Annotated in this window: 17 protein-coding genes and 1 pseudogene; 9 read left to right on the plus strand and 9 right to left on the minus strand. The window is 58.5% G+C overall.

Translation table 11 applies throughout. The features are described 5' to 3' along the window. Positions 1-381: 381 nt before the first annotated feature. The 3 genes from ACPW75_RS24985 to ACPW75_RS24995 form a co-directional block, all read right to left on the minus strand. Positions 382-1,752: an IS1182-like element ISCfr1 family transposase gene (locus ACPW75_RS24985; protein ID WP_000971921.1), complete on the minus strand. Its 1,371-nt coding sequence runs from the start codon at positions 1,750-1,752 to the stop codon at positions 382-384. Positions 1,753-1,866: 114 nt separating this feature from the next. Then, a complete protein-coding gene (locus ACPW75_RS24990) occupies positions 1,867-3,003 on the minus strand; it encodes a DUF3883 domain-containing protein (protein ID WP_000080861.1) in 1,137 nt (378 codons plus the stop codon). Positions 3,004-3,053: 50 nt separating this feature from the next. Next, positions 3,054-3,281 (minus strand): hypothetical protein, encoded by a 228-nt coding sequence (locus tag ACPW75_RS24995; protein WP_000248278.1) that lies wholly within the window; start codon positions 3,279-3,281, stop codon positions 3,054-3,056. Between the two features lie 23 nt (positions 3,282-3,304). On the opposite strand from ACPW75_RS24995, the gene ACPW75_RS25000 reads away from it, so the two are divergent. Next, positions 3,305-3,496 (plus strand): hypothetical protein, encoded by a 192-nt coding sequence (locus tag ACPW75_RS25000; RefSeq protein WP_000951934.1) that lies wholly within the window; start codon positions 3,305-3,307, stop codon positions 3,494-3,496. 481 nt (positions 3,497-3,977) lie between these two features. Here ACPW75_RS25000 and ACPW75_RS25005 read toward each other — a convergent pair whose 3' ends face one another. Next, a complete protein-coding gene (locus tag ACPW75_RS25005; protein WP_000587837.1) occupies positions 3,978-4,520 on the minus strand; it encodes an AAA family ATPase in 543 nt (180 codons plus the stop codon). Between the two features lie 12 nt (positions 4,521-4,532). After that, entirely contained in the window at positions 4,533-5,393 is an 861-nt protein-coding gene (aac(3)-IId, locus tag ACPW75_RS25010) for an aminoglycoside N-acetyltransferase AAC(3)-IId (protein WP_000557454.1), read from the minus strand. Between the two features lie 232 nt (positions 5,394-5,625). Between aac(3)-IId and ACPW75_RS25015 the strand changes: the two genes are divergently transcribed. Then, the gene (locus tag ACPW75_RS25015) at positions 5,626-6,330 is read left to right on the plus strand and encodes an IS6-like element IS26 family transposase (RefSeq protein ID WP_001067855.1); all 705 of its coding nucleotides are present in this window, start codon (positions 5,626-5,628) and stop codon (positions 6,328-6,330) included. A 274-nt stretch (positions 6,331-6,604) separates the two neighbouring features. Here ACPW75_RS25015 and intI1 read toward each other — a convergent pair whose 3' ends face one another. Next, positions 6,605-7,618, minus strand: coding sequence for a class 1 integron integrase IntI1 (gene intI1, locus ACPW75_RS25020; protein WP_000845048.1), 1,014 nt, complete (start codon positions 7,616-7,618; stop codon positions 6,605-6,607). A gap of 291 nt (positions 7,619-7,909) precedes the next feature. On the opposite strand from intI1, the gene ACPW75_RS25025 reads away from it, so the two are divergent. The 7 genes and pseudogenes from ACPW75_RS25025 to ACPW75_RS25055 all read left to right on the plus strand — a co-directional run bounded on the left by ACPW75_RS25025 (position 7,910) and on the right by ACPW75_RS25055 (position 12,315). After that, positions 7,910-8,464 carry a fluoroquinolone-acetylating aminoglycoside 6'-N-acetyltransferase AAC(6')-Ib-cr5 gene (locus ACPW75_RS25025; protein WP_063840321.1) on the plus strand — a complete coding sequence of 185 codons (555 nt, stop codon included), beginning with the start codon at positions 7,910-7,912 and terminating at the stop codon, positions 8,462-8,464. A gap of 96 nt (positions 8,465-8,560) precedes the next feature. After that, complete coding sequence (locus ACPW75_RS25030; RefSeq protein WP_001749986.1) at positions 8,561-9,013, plus strand: NAD(+)--rifampin ADP-ribosyltransferase Arr-3; 453 nt, start codon at positions 8,561-8,563, stop codon at positions 9,011-9,013. A 222-nt stretch (positions 9,014-9,235) separates the two neighbouring features. After that, positions 9,236-9,583: a quaternary ammonium compound efflux SMR transporter QacE delta 1 gene (locus ACPW75_RS25035; protein WP_000679427.1), complete on the plus strand. Its 348-nt coding sequence runs from the start codon at positions 9,236-9,238 to the stop codon at positions 9,581-9,583. Further along, positions 9,577-10,416 carry a sulfonamide-resistant dihydropteroate synthase Sul1 gene (sul1, locus tag ACPW75_RS25040; RefSeq protein ID WP_000259031.1) on the plus strand — a complete coding sequence of 280 codons (840 nt, stop codon included), beginning with the start codon at positions 9,577-9,579 and terminating at the stop codon, positions 10,414-10,416. The genes ACPW75_RS25035 and sul1 overlap by 7 nt, the downstream gene beginning before the upstream one ends. Positions 10,417-10,543: 127 nt before the next feature. Further along, positions 10,544-11,044 carry a GNAT family N-acetyltransferase gene (locus ACPW75_RS25045; protein WP_000376623.1) on the plus strand — a complete coding sequence of 167 codons (501 nt, stop codon included), beginning with the start codon at positions 10,544-10,546 and terminating at the stop codon, positions 11,042-11,044. Positions 11,045-11,364: 320 nt separating this feature from the next. After that, positions 11,365-11,433: pseudogene (locus tag ACPW75_RS25050) on the plus strand (hypothetical protein); the annotation flags it as partial. A 117-nt stretch (positions 11,434-11,550) separates the two neighbouring features. Further along, positions 11,551-12,315: an IS6-like element IS6100 family transposase gene (locus ACPW75_RS25055; protein ID WP_001389365.1), complete on the plus strand. Its 765-nt coding sequence runs from the start codon at positions 11,551-11,553 to the stop codon at positions 12,313-12,315. Positions 12,316-12,807: 492 nt separating this feature from the next. On the opposite strand, the gene mphR(A) is transcribed toward ACPW75_RS25055, so the two are convergent. From mphR(A) to ACPW75_RS25070, 3 genes are read right to left on the minus strand one after another with little or no spacing between them, the layout of a single operon-like run. Next, positions 12,808-13,392 (minus strand): macrolide-binding transcriptional repressor MphR(A), encoded by a 585-nt coding sequence (gene mphR(A), locus ACPW75_RS25060; RefSeq protein ID WP_001137892.1) that lies wholly within the window; start codon positions 13,390-13,392, stop codon positions 12,808-12,810. Continuing rightward, positions 13,392-14,630 carry a macrolide resistance MFS transporter Mrx(A) gene (gene mrx(A), locus ACPW75_RS25065; RefSeq protein ID WP_000004159.1) on the minus strand — a complete coding sequence of 413 codons (1,239 nt, stop codon included), beginning with the start codon at positions 14,628-14,630 and terminating at the stop codon, positions 13,392-13,394. The genes mphR(A) and mrx(A) overlap by 1 nt, the downstream gene beginning before the upstream one ends. Beyond that, on the minus strand, positions 14,627-15,532 hold the full coding sequence (locus tag ACPW75_RS25070) for an Mph(A) family macrolide 2'-phosphotransferase (protein WP_000219391.1): 906 nt from the start codon (positions 15,530-15,532) through the stop codon (positions 14,627-14,629). Before ACPW75_RS25070 ends, mrx(A) begins: the two co-directional genes overlap by 4 nt. Positions 15,533-15,536: the final 4 nt, after the last annotated feature.

A 15,536-nucleotide genomic window follows, 5' to 3' on the forward strand; every position in this document is an offset into this window, starting at 1 on the left:
AACGCTGCTTGGCTGAGGCGATCCACTTGCGCTACCGCTCACTGATCAGATCGAACTTGAACTCGACGAGCAGCCAACCATCAGGCCGAGCGTGATCGCCAAAAAAAACGGATCATGCGAAATCCTTCGTTGAGTTTGGCGCGGGTTTTAGCAAATCAGCTGGCCCGCGATCCGGTTGAGAGTGATCCGAAGCGGTCCTTGACGACCGGCACAAATCGGCCGATTCTGTTGAAAAAGTAGCTTTAGCGGCAGCCTGCCGATCAGGTGTGCCTGCTGTCGAAGTGGCTGCAAGCCACTTCAAGTTGCCTTCCGGCGTTTCACTGAGCGTCCTTGCTCAGGTTTAAGGGTTAATTTGAGGGTTTCTGCTCGTAGCAGGCATACCTATCCCGTCAGCGGTGGCCCTTGAGGCAAAAGCTTGGCCATGCGGCGCAGGTTCTGCACCATCGCAGCCAAGGTGAATTCGTCAGTGGCACCCGTTAGGCCACGCAGTCGTAAACGGTCGAGTTTCATGATCCGTTTGAGGTGGGCGAAAAGCATCTCCACCTTCTTTCGTTCGCAGCGAGAGACGAGGTACTCCGGTGTCTTGGCGATGCGTCGAGCCACGTCGCGGGCAGCCTCATGGATGCTGCGGACGATCTTCCGATTCGGCGTGTTGGGGCAGCATTTCGCTTTCAACGGGCAGGTGGCGCAGTCGGTTTGGCTGGAGCGGTAAATGACGGTTTTGGCCTTAGTTACCCGCGACCTTTGCTGGGTGAAGGCGCGCCATTCACTGCGTAGCGGTTTGCCGGCTGGGCAGCGATATTCATTGGCGTCCTGACTCCAGTGAAAGTCGTTACTGGAGAGGCTGTCGTCCTTGCGCTCGGTCTTGTCCCACACCGGCACATGCGGTTCGATGTCCTTTTCTTCGACCATCCAGGCCAGCATCGGGGCGGTGCCATAAGCGGTATCGCCGATAAGGCGTTCCGGTGTGAGATCGAACTGCGCCTCGACACGCTCGACCATCGTCCTAGTCGAATCGACTTCGGCGGTACGGTGCGCCGGGGTAGCTTCCACGTCCATGATCACACCGTGCTCAGTGTCGATCAGGTAATTCGTGGAGTAGGCAAAAAAGGCCGGGCCACCTGGCGCTGCTGTCCAACGGGACTGAGGATCAGTGAGCGAAATTTTCTTGGGAAGAGCCTCAGCCAGCGCCTCTTCATCAAGGGCTTCGAGGTACTCGCGCACTGCGCGGCTGCTGAGCTTTGGATCGTTCCAATCGACCTCATCTCCCGCCACCCCACGTTGCCGGCTGGCATCCGCCTTAATGATGCTGGCGTCGACGGCGAAACCTTCACCCTTGACTAGGCCGGCTGCCATGCAGCGCCGCAGCACCTCATTGAATAACCAGCGGAATAGATCGCTGTCACGAAAACGCCCATGGCGATTCTTCGAGAAGGTCGAGTGATTGGGGACTTCGTCTTCCAGACCCAACCGGCAGAACCAGCGATAGGCCAGGTTCAGGTGCACCTCTTCGCACAATCGCCGCTCGGAACGAATGCCATAGCAGTAGCCGACGACCAGCATGCGCACCATCAACTCCGGGTCAATCGAGGGACGCCCGATGGGGCTATAGAAATCTGCCAGGTAGGCACGTAGATCACTGAGATCCAAGCACTGGTCGATGCTGCGCAGGAGATGTTGGGCCGGGACGTGATCTTCCAGATTGAACGAGTAGAACAGGCGCTGCTGTCCTCCCGGTAACTGTCCCATCATGCTGTTCGCCCCCACGCTCGCTGACAAAGCAATTTTGCCAACGGCATGGGGAGGCCGCTACTTTTTCAACAGAATCGGCCGCACACAGCCATTCGGCTCAACAGAACCCTGCCTTTACCCCACCAAACTCCGGAAACTCGCCCGGTAGTCCGTCGGCTTGAGATGCACATGTTGGCTGAGGTCGCCGGGTAGCGTGAACAGGCGCGGACCGTCCCGAAACTGGAACACGCGATACAGATGGAATTGATCGCCCGCCTCCTTGGAGAATTCGAGTTCGTTGTGGCTGACCAAGAAAGACGAGCCTACCCCGCCATTGGTGGTTTTCACCTCGATGAAGCGCTCATGGGCGTCCTCTTCGAACGACAGGATGTCGAACCCCGCACCGTCTCCCTGGGTGTCGGACACCCAATCCAGCCGCTGAAAAAGCTCTGGGTGGCCGAGCTCGGTCAGGCGTTGCTGTTCGTAGCCAATCACCCACTGCTCCCCTGCCCGGCCCAGCTTGCGGTTGGCTTCATCGCGAGCGGCATAATCGAACTTTCGCGGTAGGCGTTGCCGTAGAGATGCCGGGGTACGCACAAGCACTTCACGGGCGGGTGGTTCTACCAAAGCCGCTCGGTAGGTTTTGTCACCCGGAAGTTTTACCTCCTCCAGGGCATCGACAAGAGCGCCGACCGTCTGCTGATGTTCCAGAACGTAGGCGTGTACGGATTTACGCAGCAGCAGTTGGCTGTTGCCGCGTGGCTTGTAGCCGTTGATATAGGGCAGGCCCAGGGCATCGAGTACGGCGCTAATGTTCTGGTGCTTGAGCTCGACTGAAGACTTGCTGCGACCGTTCAGCAGTTGGCGCAGTGCCTGGTTGTGCTCGGACTTGTGGTACGGCTCCCCAGCCGCCTCGGCACGCAGCATGTCGAAATAGTCTTCGACCGTGGCCAGGACCTCTTCTTCGGACCAGTCTTCGCCGATGCGAATGATGCGAAACCCGAGCCGCGTCAGCGCCGGAACGACGGTCGTCTCGCCACCGGAGAAGCTGTCAGCAGTGAGCGGGCCCTGCTCGGGAAATTGCTTGCCGAAGGCCACACCGGCGATGGCCTTGGAATCGCAATCGGTGCCGGTCTTCGGATCACGTACCAGGAAGTCGCGGGACTTGCCGTAGCCGTGGCGCGCCAGGAATTTCGTGCGGCCCAGTTGCACGAACTCATCGATGGCAGCCTGCACGGCGGCGGGGCTTCGAAGCTGGGAGAGTTGAGACACAGGGTCCTTCCTTACTGTCATGGTGTGCCGGGAACCGCCGAGCCACGAGATTATGAGTAGCCCCTGAACAGAAACGTCACGATAAAAGCCGTGAACGCCACCAGGCCCATTAAATCCCTTGCGTATTTGCAGCCCGTGCTGTCCAAACCTGTACCAGGTCCGATCAACACGCTCCAACCATTGAGGTACGAAAACACCGCCTGACCGAACAAAAAATGCGTGATAGCCGCCGCAGCCATGACGCCGGAATCGTCAGACAGGCTGTAGCTGTTGACCATTGCCCTGTACGCCTGCATCTGAAATGGCTATTGCCCTGATGGGAGCCGGCTTTTCAGCCACCGACACCAGCGATGCCGTCAATATTCTTTACCCGATAACCATGACCGTACAAGCTAACAAGGCCTGGCAAGCCAGCGGACTTAAAAAGTCTTTTTTTCTACCATCCCACAAAAAAGTTCGTGGTGGAGAAAAGATAAGCTATGCAAGGCTTTAGGAGACGTGGTTTTTCAGGATGACGAAGAACGATTCGGCGCTAGGTGCAACATAGGTGCATCGCACGAGCGCTAGGAACGGCGAAAAAAGGCGGACGTGGCGAAATCGGTAGACGCAGCAGACTTTAAAATTGGAGTGCCCGCGGGGAAATCCGCGGAGTAGAACCGCTCAAAGTCGGGGAACGCTAACGGGCAATACCCTAAGCCAATCCCGAGCCAAGCCCCTTCGGGGGAAGGTGTAGAGACTGGACGGGCGGCGCCTAAAGCCTTCGGGCAATGGCGAAGGGACAGTCCAGACCACGAACGTCATCAGACGGCGGCGAAAGTCGAGGTGGTACGAAAATCTGCTTCTCTGTGAGAGTACGGGTTCGAGTCCCGTCGTCCGCACCACAAAGCCAAACATCCCTGCGATGATCGACCTCTGGGCGTTTGGTCGTGAGCCCGCCACCCTCGCGCTACGCTTTGCGCAGGCGTCGAAGGCGATCAGGTGCGCCCATCGATTCCGTCGAGCACCATCGCTGCGAGTTCATCGCTGGTGTGTGCACCACTATCGAGAACACGGGTTGTGCATGGAAGCCGTTCCCTTGCGGCCAAGCATCGGGCGACATTCGCTAATCGCCACTCTCGAATCTCCGCATTTCGATTCGGGTCAGGATGCATGGTCTGGTTCGCGATCCGGTGACGCAATAGGTCCTCGTTGAGCGTCAGAAAGATGTGCAGCAGCTGATCGTCGATCCGCCTTACCCCGTCGAGTATCTCAGTCAGATAGTCCGGGTGCACGAGCGTCATTGGGATGATGATGTCCTGCGAGTAATTCCTTCGAATCTCCCTGACCGCCGCGATCGTAAGTCCCCTCCACAAGGGGAGATCCTGATAGTCTCCGCTCGCTGGCATGGGGACCGTTTCTTTCACCACGAACCCGATTTCCTCGGGGTCAAAGATCAGCGATTTGGAACGCCGATCGCGCAGCCGCTTAGCGAGCGTCGTCTTTCCGGCGCCGAAAGGTCCGTTGATCCAGATTATCATTGTCGACGGCCTCTAACCTGAAGGCTCGCAAGAGCGCTCGACGGCCTCGTGCGGAGGCACGATCGGAGTGGTTCCGAAATGCTTCTCAAGATAGGTGACGCCGAACGTCACGATGTCCTGCGCGTCGAACAGGTAGCACTGAGCAAAGCCCACGACACCTTCTCGATGGCGACCGAGCTTCACGTAAGCATTTGCTATAGTTTCAACCGCATCCGGCTTTCCTTCGATAGCAAAGCAATCGAGAATGCCGTTTGAATCGTAATCCGATGCCGTTTTCCAGGCGACTTCACCGTCTCTTCCAAGCATCGGCATCTCATACGTCACCCACCGTTTGTTGGGGATATCGGCAACCGCCTCGGCGTAGTGCAATGCGGTAACGGAGTTTAGCGGCGCACCCAACAGCAGGGCCTTCCCGCCAAGGCGAACGAACCGCTCGACGGGCGATCCTTCCCCCAAGGCGTGACCGAGTTCGTGAGGCTCCGTCAGCGTTTCAGCCAGCGGACCAACCGCGACCATCGATGCATCGGGGTGCGCGCTGCGCCGCGCGCCGGGGGCTTGAACCAGAAATTGATTCAGCAGGCCGAACCCACGGTAAGTCCCGGCTGTTGCGGGATCGAACGGCAGCCAGGTACGGCGGGCTTCGTCATCCAGCCGAGCGCCATTCAGAGTCTCCTCGTAGGGTGATCGGTCCCACGACGCGTATCCCATCACAGTGCCAGTCGGCCCAACCGCGGAGCGTAACGCGGCAACGACCGTCTCCGCTCCTCCTTCGACCGGACCAATCGCTTTAAGTGAGGCATGCACCATCAAGAGGTCACCGGTTTGGACTCCGAGTTTTTGAAGCGCCTCCGTTATTGCCTTCCGCGTATGCATCGCGATATCTCCTCTAAACTGCAAAACACTATACGGGGTCTGACGCTCAGTGGAACGAAAACTCACGTTAAGGGATTTTGGTCATGAGATTATCAAAAAGGATCTTCACCTAGATCCTTTTAAATTAAAAATGAAGTTTTAAATCAATCTAAAGTATATATGAGTAAACGGCACTGTTGCAAATAGTCGGTGGTGATAAACTTATCATCCCCTTTTGCTGATGGAGCTGCACATGAACCCATTCAAAGGCCGGCATTTTCAGCGTGACATCATTCTGTGGGCCGTACGCTGGTACTGCAAATACGGCATCAGTTACCGTGAGCTGCAGGAGATGCTGGCTGAACGCGGAGTGAATGTCGATCACTCCACGATTTACCGCTGGGTTCAGCGTTATGCGCCTGAAATGGAAAAACGGCTGCGCTGGTACTGGCGTAACCCTTCCGATCTTTGCCCGTGGCACATGGATGAAACCTACGTGAAGGTCAATGGCCGCTGGGCGTATCTGTACCGGGCCGTCGACAGCCGGGGCCGCACTGTCGATTTTTATCTCTCCTCCCGTCGTAACAGCAAAGCTGCATACCGGTTTCTGGGTAAAATCCTCAACAACGTGAAGAAGTGGCAGATCCCGCGATTCATCAACACGGATAAAGCGCCCGCCTATGGTCGCGCGCTTGCTCTGCTCAAACGCGAAGGCCGGTGCCCGTCTGACGTTGAACACCGACAGATTAAGTACCGGAACAACGTGATTGAATGCGATCATGGCAAACTGAAACGGATAATCGGCGCCACGCTGGGATTTAAATCCATGAAGACGGCTTACGCCACCATCAAAGGTATTGAGGTGATGCGTGCACTACGCAAAGGCCAGGCCTCAGCATTTTATTATGGTGATCCCCTGGGCGAAATGCGCCTGGTAAGCAGAGTTTTTGAAATGTAAGGCCTTTGAATAAGACAAAAGGCTGCCTCATCGCTAACTTTGCAACAGTGCCCCCTCGGCTACCACCTCCATTGTCGTTTTCAGAAGACGGCTGCACTGAACGTCAGAAGCCGACTGCACTATAGCAGCGGAGGGGTTGGATCCATCAGGCAACGACGGGCTGCTGCCGGCCATCAGCGGACGCAGGGAGGACTTTCCGCAACCGGCCGTTCGATGCGGCACCGATGGCCTTCGCGCAGGGGTAGTGAATCCGCCAGGATTGACTTGCGCTGCCCTACCTCTCACTAGTGAGGGGCGGCAGCGCATCAAGCGGTGAGCGCACTCCGGCACCGCCAACTTTCAGCACATGCGTGTAAATCATCGTCGTAGAGACGTCGGAATGGCCGAGCAGATCCTGCACGGTTCGAATGTCGTAACCGCTGCGGAGCAAGGCCGTCGCGAACGAGTGGCGGAGGGTGTGCGGTGTGGCGGGCTTCGTGATGCCTGCTTGTTCTACGGCACGTTTGAAGGCGCGCTGAAAGGTCTGGTCATACATGTGATGGCGACGCACGACACCGCTCCGTGGATCGGTCGAATGCGTGTGCTGCGCAAAAACCCAGAACCACGGCCAGGAATGCCCGGCGCGCGGATACTTCCGCTCAAGGGCGTCGGGAAGCGCAACGCCGCTGCGGCCCTCGGCCTGGTCCTTCAGCCACCATGCCCGTGCACGCGACAGCTGCTCGCGCAGGCTGGGTGCCAAGCTCTCGGGTAACATCAAGGCCCGATCCTTGGAGCCCTTGCCCTCCCGCACGATGATCGTGCCGTGATCGAAATCCAGATCCTTGACCCGCAGTTGCAAACCCTCACTGATCCGCATGCCCGTTCCATACAGAAGCTGGGCGAACAAACGATGCTCGCCTTCCAGAAAACCGAGGATGCGAACCACTTCATCCGGGGTCAGCACCACCGGCAAGCGCCGCGACGGCCGAGGTCTTCCGATCTCCTGAAGCCAGGGCAGATCCGTGCACAGCACCTTGCCGTAGAAGAACAGCAAGGCCGCCAATGCCTGACGATGCGTGGAGACCGAAACCTTGCGCTCGTTCGCCAGCCAGGACAGAAATGCCTCGACTTCGCTGCTGCCCAAGGTTGCCGGGTGACGCACACCGTGGAAACGGATGAAGGCACGAACCCAGTGGACATAAGCCTGTTCGGTTCGTAAGCTGTAATGCAAGTAGCGTATGCGCTCACGCAACTGGTCCAGAACCTTGACCGAACGCAGCGGTGGTAACGGCGCAGTGGCGGTTTTCATGGCTTGTTATGACTGTTTTTTTGTACAGTCTATGCCTCGGGCATCCAAGCAGCAAGCGCGTTACGCCGTGGGTCGATGTTTGATGTTATGGAGCAGCAACGATGTTACGCAGCAGGGCAGTCGCCCTAAAACAAAGTTAGATGCACTAAGCACATAATTGCTCACAGCCAAACTATCAGGTCAAGTCTGCTTTTATTATTTTTAAGCGTGCATAATAAGCCCTACACAAATTGGGAGTTAGACATCATGAGCAACGCAAAAACAAAGTTAGGCATCACAAAGTACAGCATCGTGACCAACAGCAACGATTCCGTCACACTGCGCCTCATGACTGAGCATGACCTTGCGATGCTCTATGAGTGGCTAAATCGATCTCATATCGTCGAGTGGTGGGGCGGAGAAGAAGCACGCCCGACACTTGCTGACGTACAGGAACAGTACTTGCCAAGCGTTTTAGCGCAAGAGTCCGTCACTCCATACATTGCAATGCTGAATGGAGAGCCGATTGGGTATGCCCAGTCGTACGTTGCTCTTGGAAGCGGGGACGGAAGGTGGGAAGAAGAAACCGATCCAGGAGTACGCGGAATAGACCAGTTACTGGCGAATGCATCACAACTGGGCAAAGGCTTGGGAACCAAGCTGGTTCGAGCTCTGGTTGAGTTGCTGTTCAATGATCCCGAGGTCACCAAGATCCAAACGGACCCGTCGCCGAGCAACTTGCGAGCGATCCGATGCTACGAGAAAGCGGGGTTTGAGAGGCAAGGTACCGTAACCACCCCATATGGTCCAGCCGTGTACATGGTTCAAACACGCCAGGCATTCGAGCGAACACGCAGTGATGCCTAACCCTTCCATCGAGGGGGACGTCCAAGGGCTGGCGCCCTTGGCCGCCCCTCATGTCAAACGTTATGCAGCCAAATCCCAACAATTAAGGGTCTTAAAATGGTAAAAGATTGGATTCCCATCTCTCATGATAATTACAAGCAGGTGCAAGGACCGTTCTATCATGGAACCAAAGCCAATTTGGCGATTGGTGACTTGCTAACCACAGGGTTCATCTCTCATTTCGAGGACGGTCGTATTCTTAAGCACATCTACTTTTCAGCCTTGATGGAGCCAGCAGTTTGGGGAGCTGAACTTGCTATGTCACTGTCTGGCCTCGAGGGTCGCGGCTACATATACATAGTTGAGCCAACAGGACCGTTCGAAGACGATCCGAATCTTACGAACAAAAGATTTCCCGGTAATCCAACACAGTCCTATAGAACCTGCGAACCCTTGAGAATTGTTGGCGTTGTTGAAGACTGGGAGGGGCATCCTGTTGAATTAATAAGGGGAATGTTGGATTCGTTGGAGGACTTAAAGCGCCGTGGTTTACACGTCATTGAAGACTAGTCCTTTGCATAACAAAGCCATCAAACCGGACGCCAGAGATTCCGCGCCTGTTGCGCATGGCTTCGCCATTTTATGCGCAATAGGCGCGCCACCCTGTCGCCGTTTATGGCGGCGTTAGATGCACTAAGCACATAATTGCTCACAGCCAAACTATCAGGTCAAGTCTGCTTTTATTATTTTTAAGCGTGCATAATAAGCCCTACACAAATTGGGAGATATATCATGAAAGGCTGGCTTTTTCTTGTTATCGCAATAGTTGGCGAAGTAATCGCAACATCCGCATTAAAATCTAGCGAGGGCTTTACTAAGCTTGCCCCTTCCGCCGTTGTCATAATCGGTTATGGCATCGCATTTTATTTTCTTTCTCTGGTTCTGAAATCCATCCCTGTCGGTGTTGCTTATGCAGTCTGGTCGGGACTCGGCGTCGTCATAATTACAGCCATTGCCTGGTTGCTTCATGGGCAAAAGCTTGATGCGTGGGGCTTTGTAGGTATGGGGCTCATAATTGCTGCCTTTTTGCTCGCCCGATCCCCATCGTGGAAGTCGCTGCGGAGGCCGACGCCATGGTGACGGTGTTCGGCATTCTGAATCTCACCGAGGACTCCTTCTTCGATGAGAGCCGGCGGCTAGACCCCGCCGGCGCTGTCACCGCGGCGATCGAAATGCTGCGAGTCGGATCAGACGTCGTGGATGTCGGACCGGCCGCCAGCCATCCGGACGCGAGGCCTGTATCGCCGGCCGATGAGATCAGACGTATTGCGCCGCTCTTAGACGCCCTGTCCGATCAGATGCACCGTGTTTCAATCGACAGCTTCCAACCGGAAACCCAGCGCTATGCGCTCAAGCGCGGCGTGGGCTACCTGAACGATATCCAAGGATTTCCTGACCCTGCGCTCTATCCCGATATTGCTGAGGCGGACTGCAGGCTGGTGGTTATGCACTCAGCGCAGCGGGATGGCATCGCCACCCGCACCGGTCACCTTCGACCCGAAGACGCGCTCGACGAGATTGTGCGGTTCTTCGAGGCGCGGGTTTCCGCCTTGCGACGGAGCGGGGTCGCTGCCGACCGGCTCATCCTCGATCCGGGGATGGGATTTTTCTTGAGCCCCGCACCGGAAACATCGCTGCACGTGCTGTCGAACCTTCAAAAGCTGAAGTCGGCGTTGGGGCTTCCGCTATTGGTCTCGGTGTCGCGGAAATCCTTCTTGGGCGCCACCGTTGGCCTTCCTGTAAAGGATCTGGGTCCAGCGAGCCTTGCGGCGGAACTTCACGCGATCGGCAATGGCGCTGACTACGTCCGCACCCACGCGCCTGGAGATCTGCGAAGCGCAATCACCTTCTCGGAAACCCTCGCGAAATTTCGCAGTCGCGACGCCAGAGACCGAGGGTTAGATCATGCCTAGCATTCACCTTCCGGCCGCCCGCTAGCGGACCCTGGTCAGGTTCCGCGAAGGTGGGCGCAGACATGCTGGGCTCGTCAGGATCAAACTGCACTATGAGGCGGCGGTTCATACCGCGCCAGGGGAGCGAATGGACAGCGAGGAGCCTCCGAACGTTCGGGTCGCCTGCTCGGGTGATATCGACGAGGTTGTGCGGCTGATGCACGACGCTGCGGCGTGGATGTCCGCCAAGGGAACGCCCGCCTGGGACGTCGCGCGGATCGACCGGACATTCGCGGAGACCTTCGTCCTGAGATCCGAGCTCCTAGTCGCGAGTTGCAGCGACGGCATCGTCGGCTGTTGCACCTTGTCGGCCGAGGATCCCGAGTTCTGGCCCGACGCCCTCAAGGGGGAGGCCGCATATCTGCACAAGCTCGCGGTGCGACGGACACATGCGGGCCGGGGTGTCAGCTCCGCGCTGATCGAGGCTTGCCGCCATGCCGCGCGAACGCAGGGGTGCGCCAAGCTGCGGCTCGACTGCCACCCGAACCTGCGTGGCCTATACGAGCGGCTCGGATTCACCCACGTCGACACTTTCAATCCCGGCTGGGATCCAACCTTCATCGCAGAACGCCTAGAACTCGAAATCTAACGTCCGTTCGGGCATCGAGGTCCATGTCGGGGTGGGACGGGCCCGTGGCTTCAAGATCACTTGCAGTCCGACCGCGATGTCTTGGTTGCGCGAGAGGTTGTCGATATCCTCCACTTCCATCATCAACCCTGGATAATGCCGCCGCCGTCATCGCCGCCGACGCCCGTGCCGGGCTTTTCGGGCCTGTCAGGCTTGCTCGGCCTTCAGCCTGCCTGGGCGAGATCTCCGGCGGACGGATTAACGGCGGAGCTTCGCCGCCTTTCGTGCGTGTGAAGGCCGAAGATAGTTCTCTCAAAAACATCCGTTTATGAGAGATACCAAATGTCATTTTCAGAAGACGACTGCACCAGTTGATTGGGCGTAATGGCTGTTGTGCAGCCAGCTCCTGACAGTTCAATATCAGAAGTGATCTGCACCAATCTCGACTATGCTCAATACTCGTGTGGGCTCTGTTGCAAAAATCGTGAAGCTTGAGCATGCTTGGCGGAGATTGGACGGACGGAACGATGACGGATTTCAAGTGGCGCCATTTCCAGGGTGATGTGATCCTGTGGGCGGTGCGCTGGTATTGTCGCTATCCGATCAGCTATCGCGACCTTGAGGAAATGCTGGCGGAACGCGGCATTTCGGTCGACCATACGACGATCTATCGCTGGGTCCAGTGCTACGCCCCGGAGATGGAGAAGCGGCTGCGCTGGTTCTGGCGGCGTGGCTTTGATCCGAGCTGGCGCCTGGATGAAACCTACGTCAAGGTGCGGGGCAAGTGGACCTACCTGTACCGGGCAGTCGACAAGCGGGGCGACACGATCGATTTCTACCTGTCGCCGACCCGCAGCGCCAAGGCAGCGAAGCGGTTCCTGGGCAAGGCCCTGCGAGGCCTGAAGCACTGGGAAAAGCCTGCCACGCTCAATACCGACAAAGCGCCGAGCTATGGTGCAGCGATCACCGAATTGAAGCGCGAAGGAAAGCTGGACCGGGAGACGGCCCACCGGCAGGTGAAGTATCTCAATAACGTGATCGAGGCCGATCACGGAAAGCTCAAGATACTGATCAAGCCGGTGCGCGGTTTCAAATCGATCCCCACGGCCTATGCCACGATCAAGGGATTCGAAGTCATGCGAGCCCTGCGCAAAGGACAGGCTCGCCCCTGGTGCCTGCAGCCCGGCATCAGGGGCGAGGTGCGCCTTGTGGAGAGAGCTTTTGGCATTGGGCCCTCGGCGCTGACGGAGGCCATGGGCATGCTCAACCACCATTTCGCAGCAGCCGCCTGATCGGCGCAGAGCGACAGCCTACCTCTGACTGCCGCCAATCTTTGCAACAGAGCCCGCCGTGCTAGTCTGCTCGGTGATGGTGGAGTGAAGCCAACCCGCAATCGGGTTATGAATCTGCATCGCGATTCGCAATCAGCTGTCTCTTGAGCATGTCGAACTCCTGCGATGTTATCTCGCCGTGCTCGTGCTGCTACACCAACTTGTCCAACTCATCCGCCACACCGCTCCCCACCACCTGCGATGGCCAGGTTGTTTGCTGGGCGCATTGGCGGAGTATCGTCTCGACCCGGGACACCCACACCGGCACAACCTTACGGGAGTGATTCACTGTCAAAGAATCGGCCCGGTGCTCTGACGCAAGTATCGGGATGGTCACCATTTGTAAGCCGTAGACCTGAGTGGTGATCAAGACTTCGATACCACCGACCGTACCGGTACTAATCGACGACGGTCGTGTTCGTCGCCTGCCGCAGGGACTCTGCACACCTCCGTTTACGCATGTGCCTGGAGGAGTTGGAAATCGTCGTGTTCGGGAAACATTAAACACAGGATGGCAGCGATCTGAGCCAGCACATGATCAGCTAGCTCACCATCCGGATCGACGGCCCACTGCATCGTCGCGCCAGCGATGACCGAGTGCAGGAGCAACTCAGCTGCCGCAGGAGCACCTGGGGGCAGTCGCTTGCGGATCCCCTCCACCACCGCGCGGTTCCGCTGGATCGCAAGCGTGCGTAGCTCCGGCACCTGGAGCTCGTACCAGGAGATGAGATAGTTCACCGAGAAGTCGTTGCGAGTGTTCATGCTCCGAACGAGCACCTGCAAAAATTCCCAGAGCCCTTGCGGCCCTGCGCCTATCGGTATCGCATTCAGGTAATGCCGCACCTGCTCGACGCCGCGCTCCATCATCCTCACCAGCAGCGTATCGCGGTTGGTGAAGCGCTGGATTAACGCTGCGCGGGAGAGCCCCACCTCCTTTGCTACTCCGCTGAGCGTGAACTCTATGGGACCGCAACGCTTCAGCACTACGGTGGCGGCCTCGAGTACCTCGTCATCGGACTTGAGCTTGGGGCGGGGCATCAGTGTTCACCTTCTGTATGGGTTGGGGCGGAGGCTGTGGCTGCCGCCGCCATTGTAGCAAATTGAAGACGGAGCGAGAGTAGAGCCACGAGCCCCGCAAACACGGCCGATACAACGAGGCCAGGGAGCGGACCAGCAAGGTCGACAAACGCGCCGGCCGCAAGCATAACCATGGGCGAGGCTGACAGCATCACCGCCGAGACCGTGCCGAGTACCCGGCCGAGAAGTTCTGGCGGCGTGCGGTTGTAGATGGCAGCGTTGAGAATGGGAGAGACTGAGCCGGTCAGCAGTCCCACGAGCGCGCCCAACAACATCAGCACCGGCACGCCTGGCAACTGTGAAAGCAGAAGCGAGCCCACCGCAGAGCCACAAAATGCCACCGCCAGCCAGTTCTGCGCTGATATCCGGGCGCCGACCGACGCATGAATGGCAATGCCAAGGAGACCACCAGCCCCCATCATTGAGGAGAACAGCCCGAGCTCTGCTACTTGGCGTCCTGCATCTACAAACAGCGCAGGCATGATGACGCTGCCGTTGGCGCCAACGATGCCCACGAAGATCATCACTATACCAAAGAGAGGGCGCAGCAGGGGTTCGCTCCAGAGAAAAGCGACGCCGGCGCGCATGGAGAGAGTCGCCGTCGTGGTCATCGTCCGAGCGGCACGCGCGGGAAGCACCCACGCGCCGAGCAGACCTGCAAGGACGGAGCAGAACGCCGTCAGCCCGAGCGTTGGCGCAGCGCCAAGCAGGCCGATTGCGGCCCCCCCAAGGGCCGGGCCACCTAGAATCGCGACGTTCCCGATCACCGCTTTCAGTGACGAGACGCGCTCAACGGAGAGCCCGGCGACGTGGCCGAGTTTGGGCAGCTCACTGTCCTGCGCGGCCATACCGGGTGCGTCGAACGCGGCACCGAGCACCACGCAAGCGATCAGCCCAGTGTTCGAGAGGGCGCCAACGGCATCGAGCAGTGGGATGCTCGCCATGGCCACGCCGCCCACCACACCCGAGATCAATGCGACGGGCGCGCGCCCGAACCGATCGACGAGGCCACCACCAACCCACGCGCCGATGATGGTCGCGATGACGCTGCTAGCGGCCGTGGCGCCCGCCCAGGCCGCGCTCTTTGTATGAGACAGGACGAACCATGGAAGCGCGAGGGCCGCCACCGCGTTGCCGATCCGGAAGAGAAAGGTCGCCGCGAACAGCGTCGCGAGCGGGCTATATCGACGTTCGCTCATTCCGCTGCGGCGAGCTGCGCCTTCGCCGCAGCGAGGTACTCTTCGTTACCCGAGTCGAGGGCGAAGAGTGCGTAGGTGACCGCCCCGAACGCAAGGCGCTCCGCGATGTGGTGGGCGAGCCGCGGCCACACCCGGCCACCGGCCGCTTCATACGTGAGGAGGAGCTTCGCGAGCCCCTCTTCACCAAAGACCATAAGGTGCGCGGCCATGTCGATGGCAGGGTCATCAACGCGGGCCTCGCTCCAGTCGATCATCCCGCTGACGCGCTCCGTGTTGTCGATGAGCACATGGCCCACGTAGAGATCGCCATGCACCACCACGGAGAAATCTGGCCACGACGAATCGTCGTCGAGCCAGCGCTGCCACCGGTGGAGGCGCTTGTCGTTCACCACGAACTCGCGTCGGACGCGGTCAACGTCGTCGGCCACCTTCTGACGGGCCTGCGTCGGTGTACGGATGAGCATCCCCGCATCCACGGCGGCGGAAATGGGGACGGCATGCAGGGCGGCGAGCGCGGTCGCGAAGCTCTCCGCGAAGACCTCCGAGTCCTGCGGCACGACCCAGTCGGGCGTGGACGAACCAGGCTGGATGACCATCGCAGTCGAGTCTTCGAGCATGGGATAGGCAACGAGCTCGGCGTTGGCCACGCGCCAGTCCGGCACCGCGAACGGCAGGCGATTCTTGAGCATTGCCAGCACCCGCGCCTCTGGTTCGACCTTCGCGCTTACCTCGGCTCGGCGCGGGATGCGCAGCACCCACCGACGTCCATCGTCGACGGTGGCGATCACGATCCTATAGTCGAGCCCAAGCTCATTGACAGTCAGCGGGCCATGGAGCTTGAGCCCATGTCGGGCTGCAAGTGCGTACAGTTGGGAGGTATCGGCGGTCGTGACTACGGTCATGATT

Origin of the sequence: Aeromonas sp. FL131 (genome assembly GCF_049860615.1) — a bacterium.
In the GTDB taxonomy this organism is placed as follows: Bacteria; Pseudomonadota; Gammaproteobacteria; order Enterobacterales; family Aeromonadaceae; genus Aeromonas; species Aeromonas hydrophila.